Annotated in this window: 20 protein-coding genes, 1 tRNA gene and 2 riboswitches; of the genes, 14 read left to right on the forward strand and 7 right to left on the reverse strand. The window is 57.9% G+C overall.

The window, feature by feature from the left end; translation table 11 throughout:
• The first annotated feature begins 155 nt into the window (after positions 1–155).
• The 9 genes from BM225_RS07490 to BM225_RS07530 all read left to right on the forward strand — a co-directional run bounded on the left by BM225_RS07490 (position 156) and on the right by BM225_RS07530 (position 12,135).
• Complete coding sequence (locus tag BM225_RS07490) at positions 156–1,661, forward strand: hypothetical protein (RefSeq protein ID WP_092464056.1); 1,506 nt, start codon at positions 156–158, stop codon at positions 1,659–1,661.
• Positions 1,662–1,804: 143 nt separating this feature from the next.
• Complete coding sequence (locus BM225_RS07495; RefSeq protein ID WP_072707709.1) at positions 1,805–3,241, forward strand: lipid II flippase MurJ; 1,437 nt, start codon at positions 1,805–1,807, stop codon at positions 3,239–3,241.
• A gap of 18 nt (positions 3,242–3,259) precedes the next feature.
• Entirely contained in the window at positions 3,260–4,591 is a 1,332-nt protein-coding gene (locus BM225_RS07500; RefSeq protein WP_072707707.1) for a hypothetical protein, read from the forward strand.
• Positions 4,592–4,626: 35 nt separating this feature from the next.
• On the forward strand, positions 4,627–6,285 hold the full coding sequence (locus tag BM225_RS07505; RefSeq protein WP_072707693.1) for a GumC domain-containing protein: 1,659 nt from the start codon (positions 4,627–4,629) through the stop codon (positions 6,283–6,285).
• A gap of 4 nt (positions 6,286–6,289) precedes the next feature.
• Entirely contained in the window at positions 6,290–7,480 is a 1,191-nt protein-coding gene (locus tag BM225_RS07510) for a polysaccharide deacetylase family protein (protein WP_072707691.1), read from the forward strand.
• Positions 7,477–8,865 (forward strand): O-antigen ligase family protein, encoded by a 1,389-nt coding sequence (locus tag BM225_RS07515; RefSeq protein ID WP_072707689.1) that lies wholly within the window; start codon positions 7,477–7,479, stop codon positions 8,863–8,865. Before BM225_RS07510 ends, BM225_RS07515 begins: the two co-directional genes overlap by 4 nt.
• Positions 8,862–10,070, forward strand: a complete 1,209-nt coding sequence (locus tag BM225_RS07520) for a glycosyltransferase family 4 protein (protein WP_072707686.1) — start codon at positions 8,862–8,864, stop codon at positions 10,068–10,070. Before BM225_RS07515 ends, BM225_RS07520 begins: the two co-directional genes overlap by 4 nt.
• Positions 10,071–10,076: 6 nt before the next feature.
• Positions 10,077–11,222 carry a glycosyltransferase family 2 protein gene (locus tag BM225_RS07525; protein ID WP_072707684.1) on the forward strand — a complete coding sequence of 382 codons (1,146 nt, stop codon included), beginning with the start codon at positions 10,077–10,079 and terminating at the stop codon, positions 11,220–11,222.
• 4 nt (positions 11,223–11,226) lie between these two features.
• Positions 11,227–12,135, forward strand: coding sequence for a sulfotransferase family protein (locus tag BM225_RS07530; protein WP_072707682.1), 909 nt, complete (start codon positions 11,227–11,229; stop codon positions 12,133–12,135).
• On the opposite strand, the gene BM225_RS07535 is transcribed toward BM225_RS07530, so the two are convergent.
• From BM225_RS07535 to BM225_RS07545, 3 genes are read right to left on the reverse strand one after another with little or no spacing between them, the layout of a single operon-like run.
• Positions 12,129–13,187, reverse strand: a complete 1,059-nt coding sequence (locus BM225_RS07535) for a GNAT family N-acetyltransferase (protein ID WP_072707680.1) — start codon at positions 13,185–13,187, stop codon at positions 12,129–12,131. The genes BM225_RS07530 and BM225_RS07535 overlap by 7 nt on opposite strands.
• A 17-nt stretch (positions 13,188–13,204) precedes the next feature.
• Entirely contained in the window at positions 13,205–14,293 is a 1,089-nt protein-coding gene (locus BM225_RS07540) for a glycosyltransferase (protein WP_072707678.1), read from the reverse strand.
• A 13-nt stretch (positions 14,294–14,306) separates the two neighbouring features.
• Positions 14,307–15,404, reverse strand: coding sequence for a sugar transferase (locus BM225_RS07545; RefSeq protein WP_072707676.1), 1,098 nt, complete (start codon positions 15,402–15,404; stop codon positions 14,307–14,309).
• 207 nt (positions 15,405–15,611) lie between these two features.
• On the opposite strand from BM225_RS07545, the gene BM225_RS07550 reads away from it, so the two are divergent.
• The 5 genes from BM225_RS07550 to nrdF all read left to right on the forward strand — a co-directional run bounded on the left by BM225_RS07550 (position 15,612) and on the right by nrdF (position 20,247).
• Positions 15,612–15,688: transfer RNA gene (locus BM225_RS07550), tRNA-Arg, on the forward strand.
• A gap of 543 nt (positions 15,689–16,231) precedes the next feature.
• Positions 16,232–16,423: riboswitch (cobalamin riboswitch) on the forward strand.
• Positions 16,424–16,505: 82 nt separating this feature from the next.
• Positions 16,506–16,727 carry a glutaredoxin-like protein NrdH gene (gene nrdH / locus BM225_RS07560; RefSeq protein WP_092464064.1) on the forward strand — a complete coding sequence of 74 codons (222 nt, stop codon included), beginning with the start codon at positions 16,506–16,508 and terminating at the stop codon, positions 16,725–16,727.
• Positions 16,728–16,740: 13 nt separating this feature from the next.
• Positions 16,741–17,157 carry a class Ib ribonucleoside-diphosphate reductase assembly flavoprotein NrdI gene (nrdI, locus tag BM225_RS07565; RefSeq protein ID WP_092464121.1) on the forward strand — a complete coding sequence of 139 codons (417 nt, stop codon included), beginning with the start codon at positions 16,741–16,743 and terminating at the stop codon, positions 17,155–17,157.
• On the forward strand, positions 17,139–19,262 hold the full coding sequence (nrdE, locus tag BM225_RS07570) for a class 1b ribonucleoside-diphosphate reductase subunit alpha (protein ID WP_092464066.1): 2,124 nt from the start codon (positions 17,139–17,141) through the stop codon (positions 19,260–19,262). Before nrdI ends, nrdE begins: the two co-directional genes overlap by 19 nt.
• Before the next feature lie 13 nt (positions 19,263–19,275).
• Positions 19,276–20,247: a class 1b ribonucleoside-diphosphate reductase subunit beta gene (nrdF, locus tag BM225_RS07575; protein ID WP_092464069.1), complete on the forward strand. Its 972-nt coding sequence runs from the start codon at positions 19,276–19,278 to the stop codon at positions 20,245–20,247.
• Positions 20,248–20,290: 43 nt separating this feature from the next.
• On the opposite strand, the gene BM225_RS07580 is transcribed toward nrdF, so the two are convergent.
• The 4 genes from BM225_RS07580 to BM225_RS07595 form a co-directional block, all read right to left on the reverse strand.
• Positions 20,291–20,998, reverse strand: coding sequence for an ABC transporter ATP-binding protein (locus BM225_RS07580; protein WP_245780436.1), 708 nt, complete (start codon positions 20,996–20,998; stop codon positions 20,291–20,293).
• A 61-nt stretch (positions 20,999–21,059) separates the two neighbouring features.
• Positions 21,060–22,067, reverse strand: coding sequence for a FecCD family ABC transporter permease (locus BM225_RS07585; RefSeq protein ID WP_092464077.1), 1,008 nt, complete (start codon positions 22,065–22,067; stop codon positions 21,060–21,062).
• The gene (locus tag BM225_RS07590) at positions 22,068–23,000 is read right to left on the reverse strand and encodes an ABC transporter substrate-binding protein (protein ID WP_092464080.1); all 933 of its coding nucleotides are present in this window, start codon (positions 22,998–23,000) and stop codon (positions 22,068–22,070) included. It lies immediately after the preceding gene.
• The gene (locus BM225_RS07595; protein ID WP_092464083.1) at positions 22,987–23,706 is read right to left on the reverse strand and encodes a (2Fe-2S) ferredoxin domain-containing protein; all 720 of its coding nucleotides are present in this window, start codon (positions 23,704–23,706) and stop codon (positions 22,987–22,989) included. Before BM225_RS07595 ends, BM225_RS07590 begins: the two co-directional genes overlap by 14 nt.
• 87 nt (positions 23,707–23,793) lie before the next feature.
• Positions 23,794–23,997, reverse strand: a riboswitch (cobalamin riboswitch).
• Between the last annotated feature and the right edge of the window lie 199 nt (positions 23,998–24,196).

Genomic DNA, 24,196 nt, shown 5'->3' on the forward strand with positions numbered 1-24,196 from the left:
TGCCCTGAACAGGTAGTCCAATGGCTGTCTCCAATTGGCCCCATGGATAGCTGAGCGCCGCGCTCTGCGTCAGGTAATCTTGAGTCGTTGAACACAACTCGGGGTTTCAAGGCATGGCATCGCTTGGGCGGCAGGCACGGCAGGGACGGGGGATCATGGCGGCAGTATGTGCTGCCATGATGATGACTGTGTCCGGTGCCAAGGTGGCCGAAGCGCTGGAAACCCTGCCAGAGCTGCGCGTGGAGGCCGATGATCTGACCGCCGCTGAACGTGGCGATCCCGCGCGGCTGCAAGTGTCGTTGTCCGAGCGCCCACGGTCCGAAGTCACTTTACTGGCCTACGGGGATGCCGAATGCCGCGTCACGCCGACCAAGCTGGTTTTGCGGCCGCGCAATTGGTCGCGACCACAGACTTTGACCGTCACCGCCATTCCCGATGCCGCGCCAGAGGGGCCACACAGCTGCCAGCCGACCGTCCGGTTGGAGACCCGAGATCGGAAGTTCAAGGCCGCAGCGGCTGCGCTGCCAAAGGTGGCTGTCCACGATGATCTGGTTGACCGAGTCGCTGACCGTTTGGCTGCAATCCTGCGGAAGGATTTTTCAACGACGCTTGTGGTGCAGCAGTCCGCGCTGGACGGCATGCTGACCGCCGCGCTAAACCGCCTGAAGCGCGGGCGGTACGGGTTGCGCTGCGGTGAGACGTCGCCTTTCGATCTGGCAGGTCAGGTCGAGGTCAAAGAGACCAAGCGCGGAGTGAGCGGGACCTTTGGTGATGCGGTCTATCATTGCCGCACGTCCCAACGCCGGATCAGTTCTGGACGCTTTGCTTTGTCCACATCTGATACTTTGGGCCGCCAGTCGATGCTCAGCTATCGGCACCAGCGAGAGCAGCAATCCAGCAGGACGCTGCGCGGGTTCTTTCTGGGCGGGTACGGCAGCGAGACAGCGGTTGAAAAGCTGGGGACGGGCACGATCACTGGCGCTGGGGCACAAGGCGGCTTCTACGGCGCAGAGCGGTTCCGCAAGGTGCTGATGCTCAGCTACTACGCGGCTGCTGCGACGGGGCGTCACAGCTATGATCTGGAGTTTGCCCAAACCGGCGGAGAGATTGGTACCCGTGGTGCCTACACCTATGGCGCAGGTCTAGCAGGGATTGCCCTGTCTGGTCAGCGTGCAGCGGGCCCAACGATTTTGCACCCCAAAGCGGGCATGCACATGGCTTACGGGCAGGTCGGCGACACGGATGTTCAGGCCGATCGTGCTGGGCTCGATGTCTCTGGTACCGTTGACATCCCCGACTACAAAGGTCTGCGCAGCGCGCTCGAGCTTGGGGTCGAGTATGCGCGGCCAGCGCCCCATGGAAACGGGTGGGACCGGTCGCTTTGGCTCGCACCCAAGGCGCAGTGCCTGTCCGATGTGCTGCAAGGCGATCTGGACTGCGGCAGTGGCCTAAGTGTGACCTACGAGGTGGCCCACAGCGTCAGCGGGACCTCTTATAGTGTGACTGTAGATGCAGAAGCCGATCGTAAAACGCGCCGTCGGTCGATTGCGTTGGCCCAAGTCCAAGGACTTGGCGAAAACGCGGGCGAGGCACGGGCATTCTTGGCGTTGGACGATCAAGCGAAGCCTGTCTACGGCTACGAGCTCAGTCTCGATTTCTGAACAATCGCCACAAAATCGGCCCAATTTCCGTATTTAGGAAATGGTTAACGTGTAATCTTAAGTGTCGTTTTGTGGAGCTGTCGGTGTCGAGCGCGTTTTACAAGTCAACTGCATCCGCAGTCCTGCGCAGCAGGGGCTAATTTATGCGGGCAGGGGCCTCTCAGTTTCTGGTGCAGCTCATTGGGCTGGGGCTGGCAGTCGCGATCTCGGTGGCGATCAGCCACGGGCTTGGCGCGTCGGCAGAGGCGGACGCCTTTTTACTTGGCCGCCGACTGGTCACGGGGCTGCAAGAGGTCTTGGTTCAAGTTCTGACACTGGTGTTTCTGCCGATGGTTGCAATGCGCGCGGGCAAAGCGGCTTTGCTGCGTTTGGGCTTTTGGGTAGCGGCTGCTGGTCTGCTGATTGCTTTGGCGTTCGCCGCACTGTCTGGCCCGATCGTCGTCGCCATCGCACCAGAGATGCAGGGCGAGACCGCTGCCATGGCCCGCCGCGTGATTGTTGTTTTGTCCGGTTCTCTGCCCCTCGCCTTGGTCGGCGTTTTGATGGGGGCGGCGTTGAACCTGAGCGGACGTTTCGGCTGGCCCGCCTTGGCGCGGCTGGCGCCGCGGGCCATGGTCCTTGGGGTTTTTCTCGCTGGGCTTGGCGCGTCCCAAAGCGTCATGTGGGCAGCTGCAGGGTTTGTGGCCGGAAATGCCGTGGCGCTCTTGTTGATGCTGCCCTTGGTGCGACCGCTAGAGGCCCCGACATCGCAGGTCACGCCCCATGTCGGCGCTGCACTTTTGCTGGTGGCAGGCGCGCAGGGTGCACTGTGGCTGGAGACGGCGCTTGCCGCGCGCGCGGGTGTTGGTGGCATTACACTATTGGAGATGGGGCAACGCGTGGTGGCACTGCTGGGAAATACACTGGCCCTCGCGCTTGTGATGCCGGCATTCGCCAAGTGGACCGCGCGGCCTGATGAACGCACCGGTCGACACTTCTGGAAATTGGCGGCGGCAGGCACGGCGCTTCTGGTTTTGGCGCAGGGCCTGCTCATGATCCTAGCACCACGCATTGTGGCGAATGTGTTGGGCCAAGGCGCATTGGGGGCAGAGGGCCAAGAGGCCTTGTTGCCGGTGATCTGGATCCTTGCCCTTGCGCCCTTTGCGACGCTGCTCTCGCGACTTTTAGTGGTCTGGCGGATCACAGGCGCGGGTGGGCATCTGGGACAGGTTGGCTTGGCCGTTGTGGTGGATCTGTGCGTGCGTTCCATCCTTGGGCTGACGTTGTTGCCGACGATTGGCGTGCAAGCGGTCGCGTTGGGAATGGTTCTCGGGCCACTGGCATCGGCCGCTGTTCTTGGTGCGTTGTCTTGGCGGGATCTGCGTGGCGAAGGCGTCGGGTTGCTGCCTGTCCTTGGCGGTATGATGGGACTGGCGGCGGGTGTCGTAGTGATGTGGACCGCTCCGTTGGTTCTCCCATGGTTTGCAGAGCAGTCTATCGTTTCGACCCTCGCATTGGCGAGCCTGAGCGGCGTCGCTGCCTTGGGCGTGTTCACGATGTGGGTCCGTTGGCGCGGTCTTGTTTGGGTGTTCAGGTTTTAAGGGGTGCAAAGGATGTGGATGCGCGGGATATCTGTGTGCTTGGCGGCGTGGCTTGCGGGGCCGGTTTGCGCAGACGGGCTGGACTTGAGCGAACCTGCGCCCTTGCAAGCACCTGCGCTTGGGCTGGCTTTTCCAGGCAATCAGCCGCAGTTTTATGATCTTCTGCGCGATGCTGGCATGTCTTGGGCGCGGATCAGCGCGTCTTGGCGCCGGATCGGGCGCGAGGATGGCAGCTTGTCTTTTGCCGATTTGGATCGGCGTGTGGCGGGACTTCAGGCTGTGGGCGTGCACCCCTTTGTCACCTTTGAGAGTGACGCGGATTGGGCGACCGATCCGGCAACCCATAGGGTGAAAAACGCAACACCGACTGACATGACGGCGTGGGCTGCGTTCATCACGGCTGTGGTCGAGCGCTACGACGGGGACGGCCACGCCGATATGCCCGGTCTGCGCGCACCTGTGCGGATGTGGCAGGCGGCGAATGAGTATGTCAGCGACACCAACGCCTCTGGCGGTTGGGCAGGCAGCAACGCGGACCTGTTGATCTATGTGAATGCGGCCCACGACGCGGTCAAAGCCGCCGACCCAGCGGCGCAGTTTGTGCTTGGGGGAACAGCGGCGTTTGTCATGGACGTCGCTTTGGTCAATCAGGGTTACGCGGACTGGACCGTTCGGCAATTCTGGCAGGACGGCTCCGAACTGGTTTATGCACCAGACAAGTCCAGAGGGGCTGAAGTCACTGCTTTGGTCGAAGACCGCCTGAAATTCATTCTGGAAAATGCGCGTTACGATATCGCGGACATTCATCTCTATGGACCCGAAGAGAGGGACGGGGACCGGATCGCGGCGCTAACGGCTTGGTCCGGTGGCAAGCCTTTCCTGTCGTCTGAATGCGGGGGGCCCAATCTTGATTATGGCGACAGCTATTCGCCCCAAGCCCACTTCATGGCGGTGATTGAACGTAACCTGAATGTCTTGGCCGAGGGCGGGTCGGCGTGTTTGTGGTTCGGTTTGGGCGAAGAAATGGTGACGACCACCGGCAATGCCCGCGTACCGCTTTATGACATGGACCGGCAGCCAAAACCGGGCGTCTATGCCTATCGGCTTCTGTCCCGACTACTGCCAAAGGGTGCAAGTGTACGGCAGATCGCAGGTGGCTGGCAGATTGACGGACCAGAGGGCGAGCAGGTGCAGATTTTTCGCAAGGGTGGTGCTGCGGACAGTGAAATCACCCATTGCGTGCCAGAGGTGCGGCTGGATCGTGTCCTGAAGGCAACGAATAATGTTAACTGTGCTAACAGTATTCTTGTTTTCAAAGGCGATCTGGGTAGAGATATTCTGAACGAATAAAGGGCAAAGCCCACTTACCAGCTGGAGAGCAGCCAATGCTGGACCACTACCGGGACCTACTCCGCTTATACAAGCGGGCCATTATTGTGAGCATGATCTGCGCGGCGATGCTGGCGTGGGGTGGCAGCACTTTGCTGCTGAAAACCTCGCCTGCGTACAAGTCGACGGTGACGCTGAACATGCAGCCGTCCGAAGAGGAACTGGCATTCAACCGCACCTTTATGGGGGTCAGTCAGTTTAATCCGGCGACCATCATTACCCAGACCCACATTGAGGTGCTGCTCAGTCGTCCTGTGGCAGAACGCACGCTGGACATTCTGCTGGCCGAAGCTGACGCGGATGCAGGCCTGCCGGAGCCAGGCCTCTTTGATAAATTCAAAGGGTTCCTGTGGCGGACTTATGCACGCTTGAACTACGGCAAATTCGTCGAAGCGACGGAGCGGATGCAGATGATCAATCTGGTGCGCGAGTCCGTCGAAGTCGAGTTTGTCGAAGGGTCTTACATCCTGAACCTAACCGCGAAATCGGAGTTCCCAAATCTGGCCGCGCGTATCGCCAACGCCTATGCGCAGGCCTATGTGGATCTGACGCGTCAGGAGTTTTCGAGCGGGGCGACCAAGCTGGCCGATCTGGTGCGGAACCTGAAGGAAGAGCGCGAAGAAGAACTGCGCGAACTGCTGATCGAGCGGGAGCGCGTGCGAGAGGAGTTGAACATCAACGACCTCTGGCAGGAAGCGGACGTGCTGCTCTTGTCCCGCAGCGCTACGCAGCAGGATATCGACGAAGATGTCATTGAGTTAGAGCTTCGCAAGAGCGAGCTGGCTAATCTGAAAGAGCAACTGGATGGTGGGCGCGCCTCTCAACCGGTCGCTCGTTTGGAGGAAGAAATCCGCCAGCGTGAAGCGCGCCTGAAGCTGCGTCGTCAGGCCTTGGCCCGCACGGACCGTCAGCTGTCTGAGCAGGCTGAGAAAGAGCGCAGCCTGAAACAGCTAGAGGCGCGGTATCAGGCGGTCCAACTGGATTTGGATGAACTGCGGGACCGCCTGGTCAATCTGGAAATGAGCGAGGCCACGATCCTGTCTCAGGTCCAGTTGATCAATCCGGCGACGCCCGCGCTGTATCCATCGTTCCCCAAGGTGTTCGTGAACACCATTCTGGCGACCATCGTTGGAGCGCTGGCGATGATCATGCCGATCATTCTGATCGACGTGGTCGGCATGCGAGTGCGAACCTATTCGGACTTGCAGGCGATTTTGGGCGGGCATGCTTTGCCCTCGGCCCGAAAGGGGATGGAACGGCCGGGCATTGCCCGTTGGCGCAGGGGGCGGATGTCTGGCCTAAGCCGAGAGTTCCGCAACTTCTCTGAACAATTCGGGCGGCGGATGAGCACTGAAGATCTGTGGACCAAAGAGCACATCTTTGTCACCGGCTTCTTGCCGTACGAGGAGATCAAGCGCCTGCGAGATGTGGTCGCCATGGCGGTCGAGCATTCGAACCCGCGCCGCATGGGCGAAGCGCCTTATGTCATCACTGCGATTGCGCCTGTTGCTTCGGTTCAGGACTGGGACGAGTTGCCGGATGGGGCAATTGTGCTGGGTGTGCCGCCAGCGCAGGTCGATGCGCTGGAGATCCGCGAATTGCAGCGCGTGGGGCAGGATAATCCGCGCAAACCCTTTATGCTGATTTGGAACTGATCCCGTGATCGACCGGCAGACCCGACGCAAACAGGCCTGGCAGCACGCAAGTCTTGCAGTGCTGCTTGGTGCTCTGGTGTCTCTGGGTTTGGCACTGTTTGGGGGCGGGTGGTTTGCGGCTTTACCAATCGCGGCCGCTGTTCTGTTTGCCGGTAGTCGCCTTCACCAGCGCGGGCCCGTTCCGGTGATCGTATACCATAGTATCTCAGAGCAACCGGACTGGCTGCCTTGGGGCAAGAATACCTCTGTACGGCCTGACGTGTTTGAGCGGCACGTGCAGATTCTAGTGCGTCGGGGTTGGACCGTCTATTCGACCGAGGCCTTTCAATCGGCACGGGCCCGCGGTCTGACGTTACCAGACAAGAGTGTCATGGTTCATTTCGACGATGGCTATCTGGACAACTGGGTCGCGGCGGTTCCAATTCTGCGCCGGTATGGCGTGCCTGCGACGATCTTTGTCTCTGCTGATTTCATAGACCCCTCACAGACGCCGAGGCCGACGGTAGTGGACGGCGCAACCGAATGGCGCGGCTATATGAACGTGGCAGAATTGCGTGCGCTCGAGGCTGATCCGTTGATCGAGATTGCGTGCCACGGGGCGGATCACGCTCGGGTGCCTGTCTCTGACCATGAAGTGGACCGGCTGACGGCAGAGAACTGGCGTTATCACGCCCCGCTTTTCTGGCGTGACGCTGAAAATAAATCCCGCTGGTTCGAGGCGAAGCAACCGCCGGCAGCGCTTGGAACGCGAATTTACCAGAGCGACTCTGCGCTGACTTCGACGATGTGGAGCGCTGAAGGCACCGAAAGCCAAACGGACTGCGACGCGCGCGTTCGCGCGAACCTGATCCGCGCGCGCCATGCGCTGCGCGATCTGCTGGGACGAGAGATCGATTTTCTCTGCTGGCCTTATGATCGCGTTACGAACAAGGCCGCGTCGATCGCCCGTGAAGTCGGCTTCCAGACCCTGACCGGAGGGCGCGGCGAAAACCGCGAGGGCGAGGACCCATGGCTTTTGTCCCGCACGCACATCAATGACTTTGCGGCAGGGCCTGCCTCTGACTGGGTCGAGGATTTGGTTTTTCGAGCCAAATTGGGCGTTGCTGCGGGCCACTATTGGTGGATGCCTGTGACAGCATGGGCGCGCCGCCGCAGGGCCAAACATCTGCCCGCGCCGCAGGGGCCGGGCGCATGAATAGCCGGACAAAATCGCTCTGGAGCGATCTGGGGATCGGTGCGCTTGCCGGATGTTTTGCTGCGTTGATTGCTCTGGCCTTTGCGATCCTAGAGCACCCCGAACTGGCTTTGATTTTGCCGGTGGCCGCTGTGATTGGTCTTGGCTTTGCGTCCAACCCATTTGTGGGAGTTTGCGCTTTGCTCTTTTTTGCGCAACTCGACGGTATTCAGGACAAGATTTTCCCCGGTGACGGGTTCAAGCTGATGACTCTGGGAACAATCATCGGCGTGATCGTCACGGCGTTCCGTCATCGCGGTATGGTCAAAGACGCCCTGATGCAGCCCATCGCAATCATGGGCATGCTACTGGGGCTGGCGATGATCGTCAGTGCCTTTGGGGCGGAATCCAAGGCTATGGCCGCGAACAGTCTACGGCGCTTGTTGGCGATGATCATATTTATGTACCTGATCATCATTCTGGTGAACACACGTGCGCGCTTTGAGAAGGCGCTGATGATCCTTGCGCTGACATCCTTGATCTCGGGTGTGATCCTGATCCTTGATGTGAAGTTGGGGATGACGATGATTTCGACTTCTGACGCAGCGACCACGGCCAGAACCTCCGAAGGGGTCGAGCGGTCCTCTGGCGCGTCCCAGTACAATCCAACCACAGCGGCGACGATGATGCTGACGGGCGTGATTATCGCGCTGGTCATGTATATTGAGCAGGACAAGTACAAACGCTTCTATCTGGCAGCGGCGGGCATCGGGACCTTGGCGCTGATTTTCAGTTTCGCGCGATCCTCTTTCATTGTATACACCATCACCGGATTGGCGCTGGCCTATCGCTATCGGCAGCACCATTTGATTGTGCCCGCGATGGTGATCGGTGGCATGGTTATGCTGATCATGATGCCCTTCTTGCCCGCCAGCTATTTCGAGCGGATCGCTTCGATTTTTGGCGGGGGCGGGGATTGGACGCTCGGGCGCCGGATGACCTACAACGTGATCGGGCTAAACCTGTTGACCGAAAATCCCCTGTTTGGCGTCGGGCCCGGCAACTTCAAAAAACACTTCGTAGATTCCGCCTATCGCTACTTGCCTGGCCGGACGATGTATGGGCGGCAGCTGCACAACATGCACCTGTCAATCATGGTTGAATACGGTTTGGTGGGGGCGACGTTCTTTTACGGGATGATGATCTCGGCGTTTCGGGGCGCACGCCAAGTGATGCGCAGCCCGGCCGACAGCAACATCGGATTTCTTGCGACCGCGTATTTCTATGGGCTTTTGGCCTATATGCTGGTCAGCGTGTTTGTCCCGAATGAGTACAACAAATACACGTGGATCATGCTGGGGCTTGGCGCGGCCTTGCCCCGCGTGAACCGCAAGGAGGTCCTATGAAGATCTGGGCCATCGTCAGTGATTTCCCCAAGGTGACCGAGACCTTTGCTCTCGCCAATGTGCAAGCGTTCCGACGGGCGGGGCATCAAGCCGACGTGTTTCATATCAAACCCTTTCGCAGCGGCGAGATTGTCCACCCAGAGGCCCAAGACATCGTCGATGCAGCCAAACATTTGGGCTACGTGACACCTCGGACTTTTTCCTTGGCGATGCTGGGGTGTCTGCGGAGCCCCGTGCAGACGATGCGCGTGATCCGGCGGATTTTTGGGGCGTTTCGCACGCAGCCAAAGCATTTGGGGATTTCCTTGATCCTGGTGCCGCAGGCGCTGGCGATGGGGCAGATGGCACGACGCGCGGGCGTAGAACGGCTATATGCAGAGTTCGCGGGGTACCCTGCGACCGTGGCGTGGATTGCGTCGCGGACCAGCGGGATTCCTTTTGGCTTTTCCGCCCATGCCCACGACATCTTCATCACCCAAGGGCTGCTGGACGTAAAAGCGCGAAGGGCGGCCTTTGTTCGGACAATTTCGGAGTTCAATCGCCGGTTTCTAGTTCAGAAGGCGGGCGTGCCCCAAGACAAGGTGCATGTGATCCGCTGTGGGGTGTCGCCAGACCGCGCAGACTGTGACTTGCCAGAGCCGCCGAGTGGGGCGGAGCCCTTTCGTATCCTGTTCGTTGGCGCGCTCTTGCCGCGCAAGGGTGTGGATGTGTTGCTGCGCGCGCTTGCTCATTTGCCGAAATCCCTGACTTGGACGCTTCAGATCATTGGTGGCGGTTCGCAGGACGCAGCATTGCGACAGCTGGCGCAAAGTTTGCCCGAGGGACGCGTGACCTTTGATGGGCCACAGCCGTCTGACAAGGTCCGGCAAGCTATGTCTGTTGCCCATCTGGTGGTCGTCCCGTCGGTCGAGGGGGCTGAGGGGCGGTCCGAAGGCATCCCCGTGGTTCTGATGGAGGCAATGGCGCAGGGCCGCCCGGTGATCGCCTCGCGCCTGTCGGGCATTCCCGAGTTGGTCGAGGATGGGCATACAGGGCGCTTGGTCCCGCCGGGGGACGTGCAGGCCTTGGCCACGCGGATCGAGCATGTGCTGTCCAATTATGAGGCCGCGTTGCGGATGGCCGCCGCAGGTCAGGCACGTGTGCGCAGCCACTATAATATCGACCAAAACGCTGCCGAGTTGCTGGCGCTGATCAAAGGAGCCTGACCGCGTATGGAATTTGTGTTTTGGGCCGCTGTTGCGTTTCTGGCCTATGTCATTTTCGGCTATGGACTGGTTTTGCAGGTACTTGCGAAACTGGTGCCTGCGCGCCCTTTGACTGCGATCTGCGAGGCGCAGCGCGTCGATATCTTGATCCCTGCCTATAACGAATCCGCCTGTATCGCGGACAAGATCCGCAACACGCTGGCCCTGCGCAATCCGGATGGTCACGCGGTTCAGATCACCGTTGTGGATGACGGCTCGACTGACGGCACGGCTGATATTGCGCGGGCTCTGGGTCTGCCCGAGGTGCGTTTGATCGAGACTCCGGGACGGTTGGGCAAATTGGCTGCGATGAACCTTGTGGTGCCGCAGCTGACCGGAGAGATCGTCGTCTTTACCGATGCGAATGCGATGCTGGCGCCTAACAGTTTGATGGCGTTGGTCCGGCCGTTTGCCGATCCCGAGGTGGGCGGTGTGTGTGGCCAGATTAGCGTGGATGCGAAGAAAGCCGGTCAGATCGGAAAGGCCGAAGCACTATTCTGGCGCTATGACCAAGCCATGAAAGCCGCCGAGGCGCGCTTGGGCGGCGTGTGCTCTGCCCAAGGATCGATCTATGCCATGCGGCGGGCATTGGTGCCTGACGTCCCGCCAGGCGCAGCGGATGATTTCTATATCTCGGTCGCCGCGGTTGAGGCGGGGTTCCGGCTGGAATTCGCGCCAGAGGCGCTGACCCAAGAAGTTGTCACCGAGAGGGCGGGCCAAGAGATGGGCCGCCGTGTACGCTCGACTGAAATGGGTTGGCGGGCGCTGATGCGGTATCGTGCCCTGATGAACCCGTTTCGGACTGGTTGGTACGGCTGGCAACTGCTCTCGCACAAGGGGCTGCGACGCATGGCGCCCTTTGCTTTGATCGTGATCTTTATCTCGAACCTTTCCTTGATCCCCGAGGGATGGTTCTATGCTCTGAGTGGTCTGTTGCAGATCGCCGGTTATGCGCTGGTTGCATTCGCATGGGCAGTGCCTGCGGTGCGCAAACTGCCTTTGGTCGGCGCGGCGATGTTCTTTGTGATGGGCAATCTGGCGATGCTCTTGGGGCTGCTGCAGTATTGGCAGGGGCGAGAAAGCTCGCTCTGGACACCGGTTAGAGAGGGATAACGGGGTGATACCGATCTTTGTTCTGGGCTTGCAACGATCTGGCACAACGTGGATGGCGAACCAGCTGTCTGCGCTGCCGTCCGTCGCGGCAGTCGAAGCGTCGGATCATCGCGGTGTCCATGAAAGCATCTACTTCTCCCATTTCGCGCGGGCGTTCGGGCCGTGGTCGCGGCTGGAAAGCCGTGTGAAATTCGCGCAGGCCTTCGTGCTGTCAGATTATGGACAGCTGCTGGGGCTGACGCCGGAATTGTTGGCAGTCGATATCCATAATGCCAAGGGGTACGCCGATCTGTTCCGGATCGTCATGGACCGGCATGCACGGGCCCAAGGTGCAACGGCTTGGGTCGAGAAATCACCCCATCACACGCTGATGTATGGCCGTCTGGCGCGGAATTTTCCGGATGCAAAGTTCGTGTTGGTGCATCGGCGGACCGAGGGCATGATCCTATCGCGCTTGTCAGGGTTTGGGCGCACGCCCTCGACCGGCATCAAGCGGGCCGCTGATATAGCGCGAGCTGCAGTCGTGAATACACTCTACGGCCGATATCTGAAGCGGCTGTCGCGCAAGAAGAACTGCTTTTTCCTGCGGTATGAGGAGTTGCATACCGACGATGGGGCACTGCGAACGGCTCTCTTGGGTTTTCTTGGGGTCAAAGGACAGGCCGAGGATATGGAAAGCCAGTATCAGGCCAACACCAGTTTTGACCGTGCGCCGCGTCGGCCTCTGAGCCGGATGGATCTGACGGTCATGGTCACGGCAGAGATACTGGCCCATGCCGTGCCGTTGTCGTTGCTCGTTTTGGCGCACCGCGTGCGCGCTGCAATGCGGGGGATCGATTGGCCCGATTGGTGCTGGAAACGTACGGGATATCACCCCGACCTGTATCAAGTCGGGGCGTCAGGCGATCAGTAGTCCTGATCGCTGTCTGCGCGGGTGAAGTACCAGTGCTTGTGCAAGCACGGCATTTTCGCATTCATCTGATTGTCCGCAGCATGAAGCTGTAGCAAGGTCATCGGCTTATTATGCACGAAACCAAGCGATTTCAGCCCTTGCACCGGCCACGCACATTCAGGCAGCTGCAAGATTGCTTGTTCTGCGCCTTGGCGTTCCAGCATTCCTTTGGCTGCGCGCACCAGCAGGGCAAAGGACCGCTCGTCCCCGCTTTCGGTAAAGATGTCGACGATCAGACCATTGGTGCGGTCGTCTTTTTCTTCCAGTCGGGTGACTGCGTAGCCGCGCAGGGTTTCGCCTTGCCACAGGGCCAGCGTGTCATAGCTGTGCAGCGGAAACTCGTGGAAACGCCAATTCAGGTAGTCGGAATCGCGGGCTAGCGTCATGCGATAGCCATAGCGTGCACGGTTCCACAGATCGTTGAACGCCGTGCCAAAGTGGAGCACGTTCGTGATCCGCTCATCTTCGCGTAGGGAAGGCGTGTTGCGGAAGGCCATGGCACTGGCCATCCGGTAGCCCGCATCGACTGCCCCTGCGACGGGCGAAGGCAGGCCCTTGCGGCGGGATAGCATTTTACCCGGGCGCAGAGGGGCAAAGTAGTTCCGGAGCATCACTTCGCCGGTCATACCGAGCTTGCGATAAAGATTAGCGATCTCGTCGTTTGCAGGCATGCCGCCGTAGTAGGGACCTTGGTTAAAGAAGCTACGAACGATTGGCAGGCCAGCGCCGCGATGGCGGGGGTCCACACCAACAGCCACAGGCCACCACGATTGGGACTCTTTGCCTTCGATCCACAGAGTGTGGGGCAGGATCAGGCAGGCCCCGACCATTGACCCATCTTTCTGTGTGCCGCGGCCAAAGGTACGGGCACCGGTCGGGTCTGGCTTCTTGAATAGCCAGTCCCAAGCGACTGCTTTGCGGGCGGCGCTTTCGGCGCAAAAGACATTGCGCATCAGGGTCACGAAGTCGTCGCGGCGGGTGTTGTCAAACTCGAACATTGCAGGGCGGGACATACGGGCGGCTCCTTCGGTTACTGGCAAGCTAAGGTGAACAGGGTTTCGTGCGCGCGAATGGATGCGCCCGAGTGGTAGCGTTGGGCCATGGCCTGCCCGCGTGTGCGATAGGTCTGGCTGCGTGCTGTGTCGGTGGTCATCGCAAGAATTTCGCTCGCGATGTCTTCGGGACGGTCGGATCGAACAAGGGCGCCGCTTGCGCCATTCTCCAGCAAATGCGGGGGGCCAAAGGGGCAGTCCACGCTCAGGACGGGAAGTCCAGCAGCCATCGCTTCGATAATCGCATTGCCAAGCCCTTCGACTCGCGAAGTGCACAGGAACATGTCTGCATCGGCCAAGGCCTGCGGGATGTCGCGATTCAGGCCGGGCAGTTTGATCGCGTCCTCCAAGCCGTAAACCTTGATCTGTGTTTCGAGTTGCATGCGGCAGGGGCCTTCGCCGTGGATGGTCAGGCGCAGATCCGCGTTTTGGGCGTAGGCGTGGGCAAAGGCATCAATCATCAGATCAAAGCGCTTTTCCTCGGCCAGACGACCAACACTCACCAAACGGGTTAGGCGGCGTTGCTTGGTGGGCAGATCGGCAATGCGATCCACCACAGGATTGGGTAGACACGTAAACTGAGGCACGCGCTTGCCCAAAATCGACAGATGCTCTTCGCCGATCTGGGGCAGAGGGGCCACCAGTGCCGATGCGGTCGGATACAGGGCACGCATAAGGCCGATCCGGATCTGGCGGGCTTTGGCCTGGCCCAGAAATCCGCTCAGTGGTGTGTGCTCTGAAATGATCGCCCGAGTGGTCGCTCCGGATAGACGCAGCGCGGCCAGAACCATCAAGTTCCCTGCGTTGGTTGCGGTGTAGGTCAGGTCAAACCGCTCTTTGCGCAGGATCTTGGCAAGCCGCAGAACGGCACGGCTTGCACGGGCATTGCCAAGGTCGTGGCATTCGACGTCGGCTGGGATTTGGTCCAGAAGCGCGCCCTGGCTCGACTGGAGGATCAGGATGGGTTGAAACCTGGTGCGGTCCAAAGAGGTGAGAAGGCGAAGGACGACCTGTTCGGCGCCGCCCATGCGGAAGTGGGGCAGAATGAATGCGATGCGCTGTACCATACCGACACCTCAGTCAAGCGATCGCGTGGATCGGCGCAGCCACATCGGCAGGCGCGCTGGCGGGACTCTTGATGGGGCGGGCAGGGCCCACAACGGCAAGGTCGAGTACGTAGCGTTCGATAGTATAGCGGCCCGCATCAGTCTTGCACTCATAGGCAAAACGCGCGCCGATCTCGTCCAGCGGGATCAGAGAAACGCGCGCCATGCGGCTGCGGCCTTGACCAAGTTGGATACGGACTTGAAGATCGTGAGTGAACGGCAGCGCGATGGGGCGTTCCAACACGATTGTTTCTGCATCGAGGGCCGCCACCATCTGCGAGATTCCAGTGCGCCGATCATGAAGGCGCAAGCCCATCTGCTTGGCACGCAAAACGGCAAGCTGGTCCGCTTGCTGGCCGCGCAGACGCTTCAGACCCTCTTGAATAGCGCGACGCAGGACGTTGAAGCCGACTTTGCCGAACAACCCGATCTCGGCACCGTAATTCACGGGGGCGTCGATCAGCATGTTGTTGTAACGGGCTCGGATTCGCTTGGTTGTGCCGTGAGTCATGTACGCTTGCGAATGTCCCACGAGGCCGGGCTTTACCGCGAACTTATGGTCGTAGTTCGGCACGCGCTGGCGCTCGATTTCGGCGATCGCTTCGCGAACGGGGCGCGGCCCGACAAGGTTCATATCCCCGCGCAGCACGTTAAAGAGCTGCGGAAGCTCGTCCAAACGCGAGGCGCGCAAAAAGCGCCCCAGTGGCGTCTCGATATTGCTGTCAGCAGGCAGAACCTGAGAGGCGGTGAGCGCGGCTGCTTTCTTGTTGTCCAGCGTGCGGAACTTGAGGATGTTGAAAGAGACCTGATCCTTACCGATCCGTGGGCCCGAATAGATGATCCGCGGGCCCTGCGTCAGAAGCAGCGCAACAGCAATCAAGGCCATCATTGGCATGAGGGCCAGAATGACAACCGAGACAACAGACGCGTTATAAATACGGTGAATTCGCGGGTGGCGGGGGGCAAAACCAGTGGAAATGCCGCGACGCAGACGTGGGGACTCGGGGACTCGTACGGCCTTTACCGGCCCGGACGCAGCACCAAAGGTGCGCCCGTGGGCAAGGAAACTCATTATCGCTCTCCAAAACTAACACGCGGTCTTCGCCGCTTTTTTGTAACTATGGTTAACGAATCTGGCTTTCGTGGGGACGATTTGGGCCGGAAAAGGGAATTTCAGGGAATGCGCGTCGTACGTAGAAGAAAGCTTGAAATGCAGGGGGTTTGGCCATAACACGGCGCGCAGATCGTATCGATTGTGGCCGGAATAGGTCAGCGGTGTGGCCCCATAGCTCAACTGGATAGAGCAGCCGACTTCTAATCGGCAGGTTGAGGGTTCGAGTCCTTCTGGGGTCGCCATATCCGATTCTCAAGTCAGAAAAACCAGATGAATGCGCAAACGAAACCAAAAGCGTGCGCAAAGCCTGTCAAGAGAAAACCACGCGTGTTTTGTGGTTATTTACGATGGCAAGGGCGGTTGGTGCTTCGAAAACAATCAGGTTTGCGCGTTTGTCAGATATGTGTCTGTGGAAGCCGCGGGGTGCCGCATCGGTAATTCCGGCCCGGAGCCGACCTTCAGCCCTGGATGAGAATGCCGCAACGCAGCCCGTCAAAGCTGTCGTTCGCCGCACTTGCGAACCCCGGCGGGGTGTCCGAAGGTCCCCAGTGCGGACTTTTCTGCCGTTCCATGAGGTTGATACAAGGTCTGCTCTGTGCGCATTGCGACTGTTGTGAAAACATATCGAACGGGTTGCTAACATTCGCGGCGGCGTGCTTGAACATCCATAATTTTTTCTCGTAGCCGTGCGAGCGCGACGCTCAGCTAACCGAATGGGCCCTCATTTAGGAGCTCATGTATTGCAGACGTGCCAACTACATATTGACACCTTCCCTGCACCAACATCAATATCATGATGCTTCGGTTCCTTTGATTCCATTCAAAGGCTAAGAGGGAAGTCGGTGAAATTCCGGCGCTGCCCCCGCAACTGTAAGTGGTGAGCAAGGTTGATCATGCCACTGGAAGTGCGCTTCTGGGAAGGCCAGCCGAGCGAAGATCCGCGAAGTCAGGAGACCTGCCAGAAGCGTATGAAACAACCACGAACGGAGGGTTCGGGGGCGTGTTTTGGGAAACGTCTCCCAATGCGTCCTCGGCTTTGACAAAAAGGACAGAGGACACATGAGCATCACAGTCTATTCCAAACCAGCTTGCGTACAATGCACTGCCACCACTCGCGCATTGGATGCCAAAGGCATCCATTACGATGTGGTCGATCTTTCCGAGGATTCCGACGCCATGACCCGAGTGACTGAGTTGGGATATCGTCAGGCACCCGTCGTCATCGCAGGCTCAGATCATTGGTCGGGTTTTCGTCCGGATATGATCAACCAATTGTCCTGATATGAGCGCGTCGATCCCGGCGCTGATCTATTTTTCCTCGAAATCGGGCAATACCGAACGCTTCGTCGCACGGCTGGCGTGGCCAGCTGCCCGATTTTCGATTGATTCAGATGCGCCCATGCCCAAGCCGGATGGCCCTTTCGTGCTGATCTGTCCGACCTATGCGGATGGTGAGGGGCGCGGCGCGGTGCCCAAACCGGTGATCAGGTTTCTCAATAATCCGACCAATCGCGCTCAGATCATTGGTGTGATTGGCACTGGCAATCGCAACTTCGGTGAGACCTATGCCTTAGCGGGCCGCATCATCGCAGACAAATGCAAGGTGCCGTTGCTCTATACATTCGAACTGGCCGGCACCGAAACAGACATTGCCCGCGTGCGTGCGGGACTGAAAAAACTGGGGAGACAACTATGCTCGACAGCAGCATAAACGAGCAAGACTATCATGCGCTGAACGCCATGCTGAACCTCTATGATTCCAAGGGCAACATTCGCTTTGATGCGGACCGTATGGCGGCGCGGCAGTATTTCCTGAAGCATGTGAACCAGAACACGGTGTTCTTTCATTCGCTGGATGAAAAACTGCGGTATCTGGTTGACGAGGGCTATTACGAGGCCGGGGTTCTTGATCAGTACTCCAAGAATTTTATGCGCCGGATCTGGGACGCGGCCTTCGCCAAGAAATTCCGTTTCCCGACCTTTCTGGGGGCGTTCAAGTATTACACCTCCTACACGTTAAAGACCCGAGATGGGCAGCGTTATTTGGAGCGCTACGAAGACCGTGTTGTGATGACATCATTGGCGCTGGCGCGTGGGGATGAAGACCTGGCGATGTCCTTCATGGAGGAAATTTTGGCTGGGCGTTTCCAGCCCGCGACCCCAACTTTCCTGAATGCCGGCAAAGCGTCACGTGGCGAGTTGATCTCGTGTTTCCTGCTTCGCTTGGAAGACAACATGGAAAGCATTGGCCGCGGCATCAACTCTGCGCTGCAACTGTCCAAGCGTGGAGGGGGCGTGGCACTGTTGCTTACCAATGTCCGCGAACACGGCGCGCCGATCAAAGGCATCGAGAACCAGTCTTCGGGCGTTATCCCTGTGATGAAGCTGCTCGAAGACAGTTTTTCCTACGCCAACCAACTGGGTGCGCGTCAGGGCGCGGGGGCCGTCTACCTCAATGCGCACCACCCAGATATTATGCGGTTCCTCGACACCAAGCGCGAGAACGCGGACGAGAAAATCCGCATCAAAACCCTGAGCCTCGGTGTGGTGATCCCCGATATCACCTTCGAACTCGCCAAGAAAAATGCGGATATGTACCTTTTCTCGCCACATGATGTGGAGCGCGTCTATGGTGTGCCGTTCTCGGAGATTTCCGTTTCCGAGAAATACGACGAAATGGTTGAAGACAAACGCATCCGCAAGTCCAAGGTCAGTGCGCGTGCGTTCTTCCAGACCATTGCAGAAATCCAGTTTGAATCTGGCTACCCATACGTAATGTTTGAAGACACGGTGAACCGCATGAACCCGGTAGATGGGCGCATCAATATGTCCAACCTGTGTTCTGAAATCCTGCAGGTGAACACGGCCTCTAAATTCAATGACGATCTGAGTTATGCGGACATGGGGACAGATATTTCCTGTAACCTTGGGTCGTTGAATATTGCAAAAACCATGGATGGAAAAGACATTGGCCGCACCGTTGGTGCCGCAATCCGGGCGTTGACAGCTGTGTCGGAAATGTCCGCGATCGACTCTGTGCCATCCGTGCGCAAAGGCAATGATGAAAGCCACGCGATTGGCCTTGGCCAGATGAACCTGCATGGGTTCCTCGCGCGGGAACACATTCACTATGGTAGCCCGGAAGGCATTGAATTTACGTCGGTTTATTTCGCCGCCGTGGCCTATCATGCGATCCGTACGTCTTGCGATCTGGCGCAGGAAAAAGGCAGGTCGTTCAAGGATTTCGAAAAGTCTGATTACGCATCGGGCACGTTCTTTGACAAATACACTGACCGCGATTGGTTGCCGGAAAACGATAAGATCAAGGTTGTCTTTGACGGTGTGGAATTGCCAAGCCGCGATGATTGGACGGCGTTGAAAGAAGACGTCATGAGACACGGTTTGTTTAACCGCAACCTGCAAGCCGTGCCCCCAACCGGGTCGATTTCCTACATCAACAACTCCACCTCCTCGATCCACCCGATCGTGTCGAAAATCGAGATCCGCAAAGAGGGCAAGATCGGCCGCGTCTACTACCCGGCGGCCTTCATGAACAATGAAAACCTCGAATATTACCGAGACGCTTATGAAATCGGACCAGAGGCCCTGATCGACACCTATGCGGCGGCAACGGAGCACGTGGATCAGGGGTTGTCTCTGACGTTGTTCTTCCCAGCTGAGGCCACCACGAGGGATATCAACAAAGCCCAGATCTACGCCTGGAAGAAGGGCATCAAAACCATCTACTACGTACGTCTGCGCCAGGAAGCCCTAGAGGGCACCGAGGTTCAGGGCTGCGTATCCTGTAGCTTGTAAGCGGAGAGAGACCATGAAAGATACGATCGAAACCCGCGTCCCCTGCGCTATCAACTGGAATCGTCTTGAAGACGTGAAAGACCTCGAAGTCTGGAACCGTCTGACGGTGAATTTCTGGCTGCCTGAAAAGGTACCGCTGTCTAATGATATCCCAAGTTGGGGCACGTTTACAGATCATGAGAAAGAGCTAACAATCCGTGTTTTCACCGGTTTGACGCTGCTCGATACCATCCAAAATTGCGTCGGCGCGCCAGCCTTGATGCCAGATGCGATCACGCAACACGAAGAGGCCGTACTAACGAACATTGCCTTCATGGAGGCGGTGCATGCGCGTAGCTATTCTTCTATCTTTTCAACACTTTGCTCGACCAAGGAAATCGACGAAGCTTTTCGCTGGGCCGATGAAAACCCGCATTTGCAGGCCAAAGCCAAGGCCATTTTGGATACCTACGCGCCGGGCAATGATCCGCTGAAACGCAAGATTGCGTCTGTGTTTCTGGAAAGTTTTCTATTCTATTCGGGGTTCTATCTACCGATGTATTGGTCCAGCCGCGCCAAGCTGACCAATACGGCCGATCTGATCCGCCTGATCATCCGGGATGAAGCCGTGCATGGCTATTACATCGGTTACAAGTTCCAGCGTGGCTACGAGCAATTGGACGAGGCAGGTCAGCAAGAGCTGAAGGACTACGCGTTCTCGTTGATGTTCGAGCTTTACGACATCGAAAACAATTATACCGAAGAACTCTATGACGGGATTGGCCTGACCGAGGATGTGAAAGTGTTCCTGCACTATAACGCCAATAAGGCGTTACAAAACCTTGGGTTTGAGGCGCTCTTTCCACCAGAGGTGTCAGAGGTGAACCCGGCAATCCTCGCAGCCCTTAGCCCCGACAGCGAAAACCACGATTTCTTCTCAGGCTCTGGCTCGTCCTATGTGATCGGCAAAGCGGTTGCGACGGAAGACGAAGACTGGGATTTCTAATCCATGAAAGGCGGAGCGTGCAATTGGCGCTCCGCTTTCCCGTTCAGTCGGTTTCCAACTGATCGAGTTGGCCCAGGATGGGGCCTGCCAACTCCAATGCTTTGCCAACAAATTGCCCATCCACGGCATAGTGTTTGATCAGATTGTCCCGCGTCAGCACGTCCAGCGCCGCACCTTGTGCCAAAATCTCACCTTCCGACATCAGATAGACCCGGTCGCAATACCGCGCCGCGAGATTGAGGTCGTGGATTGTCATGAGAACCGTGCGGCCACGGCGTTTCACCTCATCCAGCAGAACAAGCTGATAATGGAGATCAAGGTGGTTGGTCGGCTCATCCAAAACGTAGATATCTGGATCGCAGGCCAACAATTGCGCAAAGTAGCAACGTTGTAGTTCACCACCTGACAAGGCGCCCGCAGATTGGTGTTGTTTGTCGGCAAGACCGACCAAACTCAGCGCCTCATCGCAGCGGGTGGCGTATTCGTGTGCCGGCAGATCGAGCACCGAAAGCCCGATTTCCACAATGTCGCGCGGTGTCAGCCCCGCGAGCAACCCCGAACTTTGCACGAGCGCGCCAACGGTCTTGGCCCATTCCTGATGGGTATAATCCGTGATCTCTTTGCCCTGCGCATGGACACGTCCCGAGGTCACATCCGCAGCGCGATAGAGACAGCGTAAGAGCGTGGTTTTGCCCGCACCATTTGGCCCAAGGAGACCGTGGACTTCGCCTTTTGGCACGGTCAGGGACACATTACGCACATAGGCTTTGCCTGCGACATTTACAGCAACATTATCTAGGCTGAGAGCTGGTTCAACCGGCACGACGGAGCCCCCTTAGAATGAAGATGAAAGGAGGTGCGGCAAAGAGCGCAAGCAAGACACCGAGCGGCAGCTCTTCGGGGGCGAGCAGAGTGCGACAGAGAAGATCGACAGCAATCAGAACAGTCGCACCCAAAACCATTGTCATGGGAAGCAACACGCGATGCCGCGCGCCAATCAAGAGCCGCGCCATGTGCGGCACTATAAGGCCCACAAAACCGACGATCCCAGCGACAGACACGGCGAGACCCGTGAGCAGGACCGTCGCGAAAAAGATCATCATCCGGAGGCGATTTGTGCGAATACCCAAGGCTTGTGCGCGTTCTTCACCCAGCAGGGTAGCGTCAAGTGCGTTGGACTTGGCCATGAAAAGAAAGGCGATCACGACCACAGCGATTGCGAGAAGCGGAACTTCATTCCATTCAGTCCCGGCGGCTGTGCCCATAAGCCATCCAATCGCACTACGCGTGGCATGTGGGTCTCCGACATACAAGAAAAAGGCCGTTAGAGATTGGAACATTAATGAAACCGCAACGCCTGCCAGAATGACTACAAGCGGGTCCATGGCTTGCCCACGGTGTTGCGACAATCCGAGCGTCATCAAAAAGGCAAGCGCCGCGCCTAAGAAGGCGATCAATGGGACGCCAAAGAAGTCTGTCAAATAACTTGGTAACCAAATGATGGCAGCAACCGCTGCTGCAGATGCCCCAGAGGACAAACCCATCAAATATGGATCTGCCATAGGGTTGCGCAGGGCCGTTTGCATCAACGCCCCCGCGAGTGCCAGTCCGGCCCCAATCAGCGCGACGGCAAGGACCCTTGGCACGCGCCATTGCCACACGATCAACGACAAACCTCGGGGCGCGTCATCGCGTTGCATCAGGATCGCGAACCGATCTGACCAGCTAATGTCAGCCGTTCCCCAAAGCACCCCTGCGATCGCGGCAGCGCACATTATCACAAGGACTGTGGGAAACAGGATCGGGAACCGGGTTTGCATTTACTTCATCGCCGCAAGCTGTGAGTTGACACTTTCAACACCATCGGCAAAGCGCATGCCAAGCAGGGTTTCAGAAAAAGGAACGATGACAAAACGCCCTTCTTTCACTGCAGTCAGTTGAGACAGAACCGGATCGTTTTCCATGTACTCGCGTTTCTCCTGCGCGGTAGACCAGTCAGCTTCAATCAACACGATGATCTCTGGATCGGCGGCAACCACGCGTTCCCAAGCGAGGTCAACCCATGTGCCTTCCACATCTGCGCTGATGCTTTTCAGGCCAGCGGTTTTGGCCACCAGAGCCGGGCCGCCACAGCAACCGATGGAGTAGGGCGTATCGGTCCCGCTGTCATAGATAAACGCCGTCCGTCCCGCGCCTGCAGGATCTTCCTTGACGGCTTCGATGCGTGCTTCGGTGTCCGCGATGAGCGCCGAAGCCCTGTCTTTGACGTCAAAGATAGCGCCGATGGTTGCGATGTCCTTGAGGATCGGGTCAATGGTCAGTGGCACATTCTTCGGGTGTTTCGCCTTACATGACGCATCCACAAGATAGGTACCGATGCCGAGATCATGCCACTTCTGTGCTTCGCCGAGATTGTCCTCGGAGAAAGCAGAGCCAAAGCCCGCAAATAGGAAATCTGGCTCATTGGCCATAACAACTTCGGCAGCCGGATATTTATCGGCCAAAACAGGCACCGAGTTAAAGGCGTCTTGCCATTGTGCTGGGATTTTATCGTCCAGATAGGCAGTCCCAACCATGGCCCCCTCAAGCCCTAGAGCCAACATGACCTCTGTGGCCTGCTGGTTCAACGTGATGGCGCGCGATGGGGTTTTGTCGAATATGACATCACCGTTACAGCCTTGAATGGTCACGGGGTCCGCATGCGCGACGCCTGCCATTGCGGCCAACGGTATTAGGAATTTAAGCAGTTTCATGGATGCCTCCTGTTTGATGAATGAGTAAGTTTTGGGGAATTTTTCCAGCGCGCAGTGCCTGAGACACAAATGTCCGAAGGTCTGTCAAATTGGTGACCTTGTACCAATTCCCCGATGGGTAGTGGACAAGCACAGGGCCATTGTTGCAGGGGAATAGGCACCCCGTTGAGGTGACGAGACAGTCAGAGGTGAGACGCGCCTGGCCCAGCTCTGCCTTCAATGCCGCCAGCAAGTTAGGCGCGTCTTTCAGATGGCATCTGGGGCCAGTGCAGACGAGCAGGTGGTGTTTAAAAGCAGGCGGTTCATTCCAACCTTTGCCGAGTTCACCATCGGTAAGTGGAGATATCTGCCTGCGCCTGACAGTCGCACAAGCCGCGTGTTTGATGAATTCTCCATCGGATTGAAGCGGTTCGGCGAAAAAGATGTCAGGCGGTTGACCTTCATAGGTATCCAGCCAGCTTCCAGCGGCTTTGGGTATCCAGGTCTCTAGGATTTGTGAAAACGGCAAGCCAATTGGCCTTAGCTCAATCCGGCTCGCACCTTCGGCGGATAAGTGATCCAGCGCATGCCAAAATCCATCGCCTGTTGCTTCCAGACGCACAGCGATGGCGCGGCAAGGCGCAGATGCAACCAGCTTATTTGCGAGCGAACGGAATTTCCCTTCGCTGACGTAGCTTGCCGAAACTATGTAGATAAATGCGTCCATATCTGCCCCACAAACGGAGGCAGGCAACGCATTGGATCAGGCCCAAATGTATTTGACATCATGTCCTCCACGAGCCCTCCGCCCGGTTGGTTACGTTCCATGATGGCAGGTCTCCTGACTTGCGGATCTTCGCGTCCTGTCCCTTCCCAAGCCAATGTGGCCCAGTGGTGTTGACAGGTTGCTCACCGTTTACAGTTGCGGGGGCAGTCTTGGAATAGAGCTCACGCTCGCACCAAATTCCCTTTTCATCCCAGTGTAAGTGTCCCGGGAACCATCACCATTTGTGTCAGAAATGCCGAGCGCTATGTCAAGTGGAGACTTGATACCAGCTTATAAACAAGCAGTAATCCATACGAAGAGCAAAGTCGCTCAAACCCACTCGGGTCAATTAAAAATGCTGAAGAATTGGCTGTCGGCCAGACAGACCCCTAGCCTATTCGGACAGGCAACTTTGGGTGACCGCAACCCGCGCCAATGGCGGCTTTCTTGC

It is taken from the genome of Donghicola eburneus (assembly GCF_900115865.1).
GTDB lineage: Bacteria > Pseudomonadota > Alphaproteobacteria > Rhodobacterales > Rhodobacteraceae > Donghicola > Donghicola eburneus.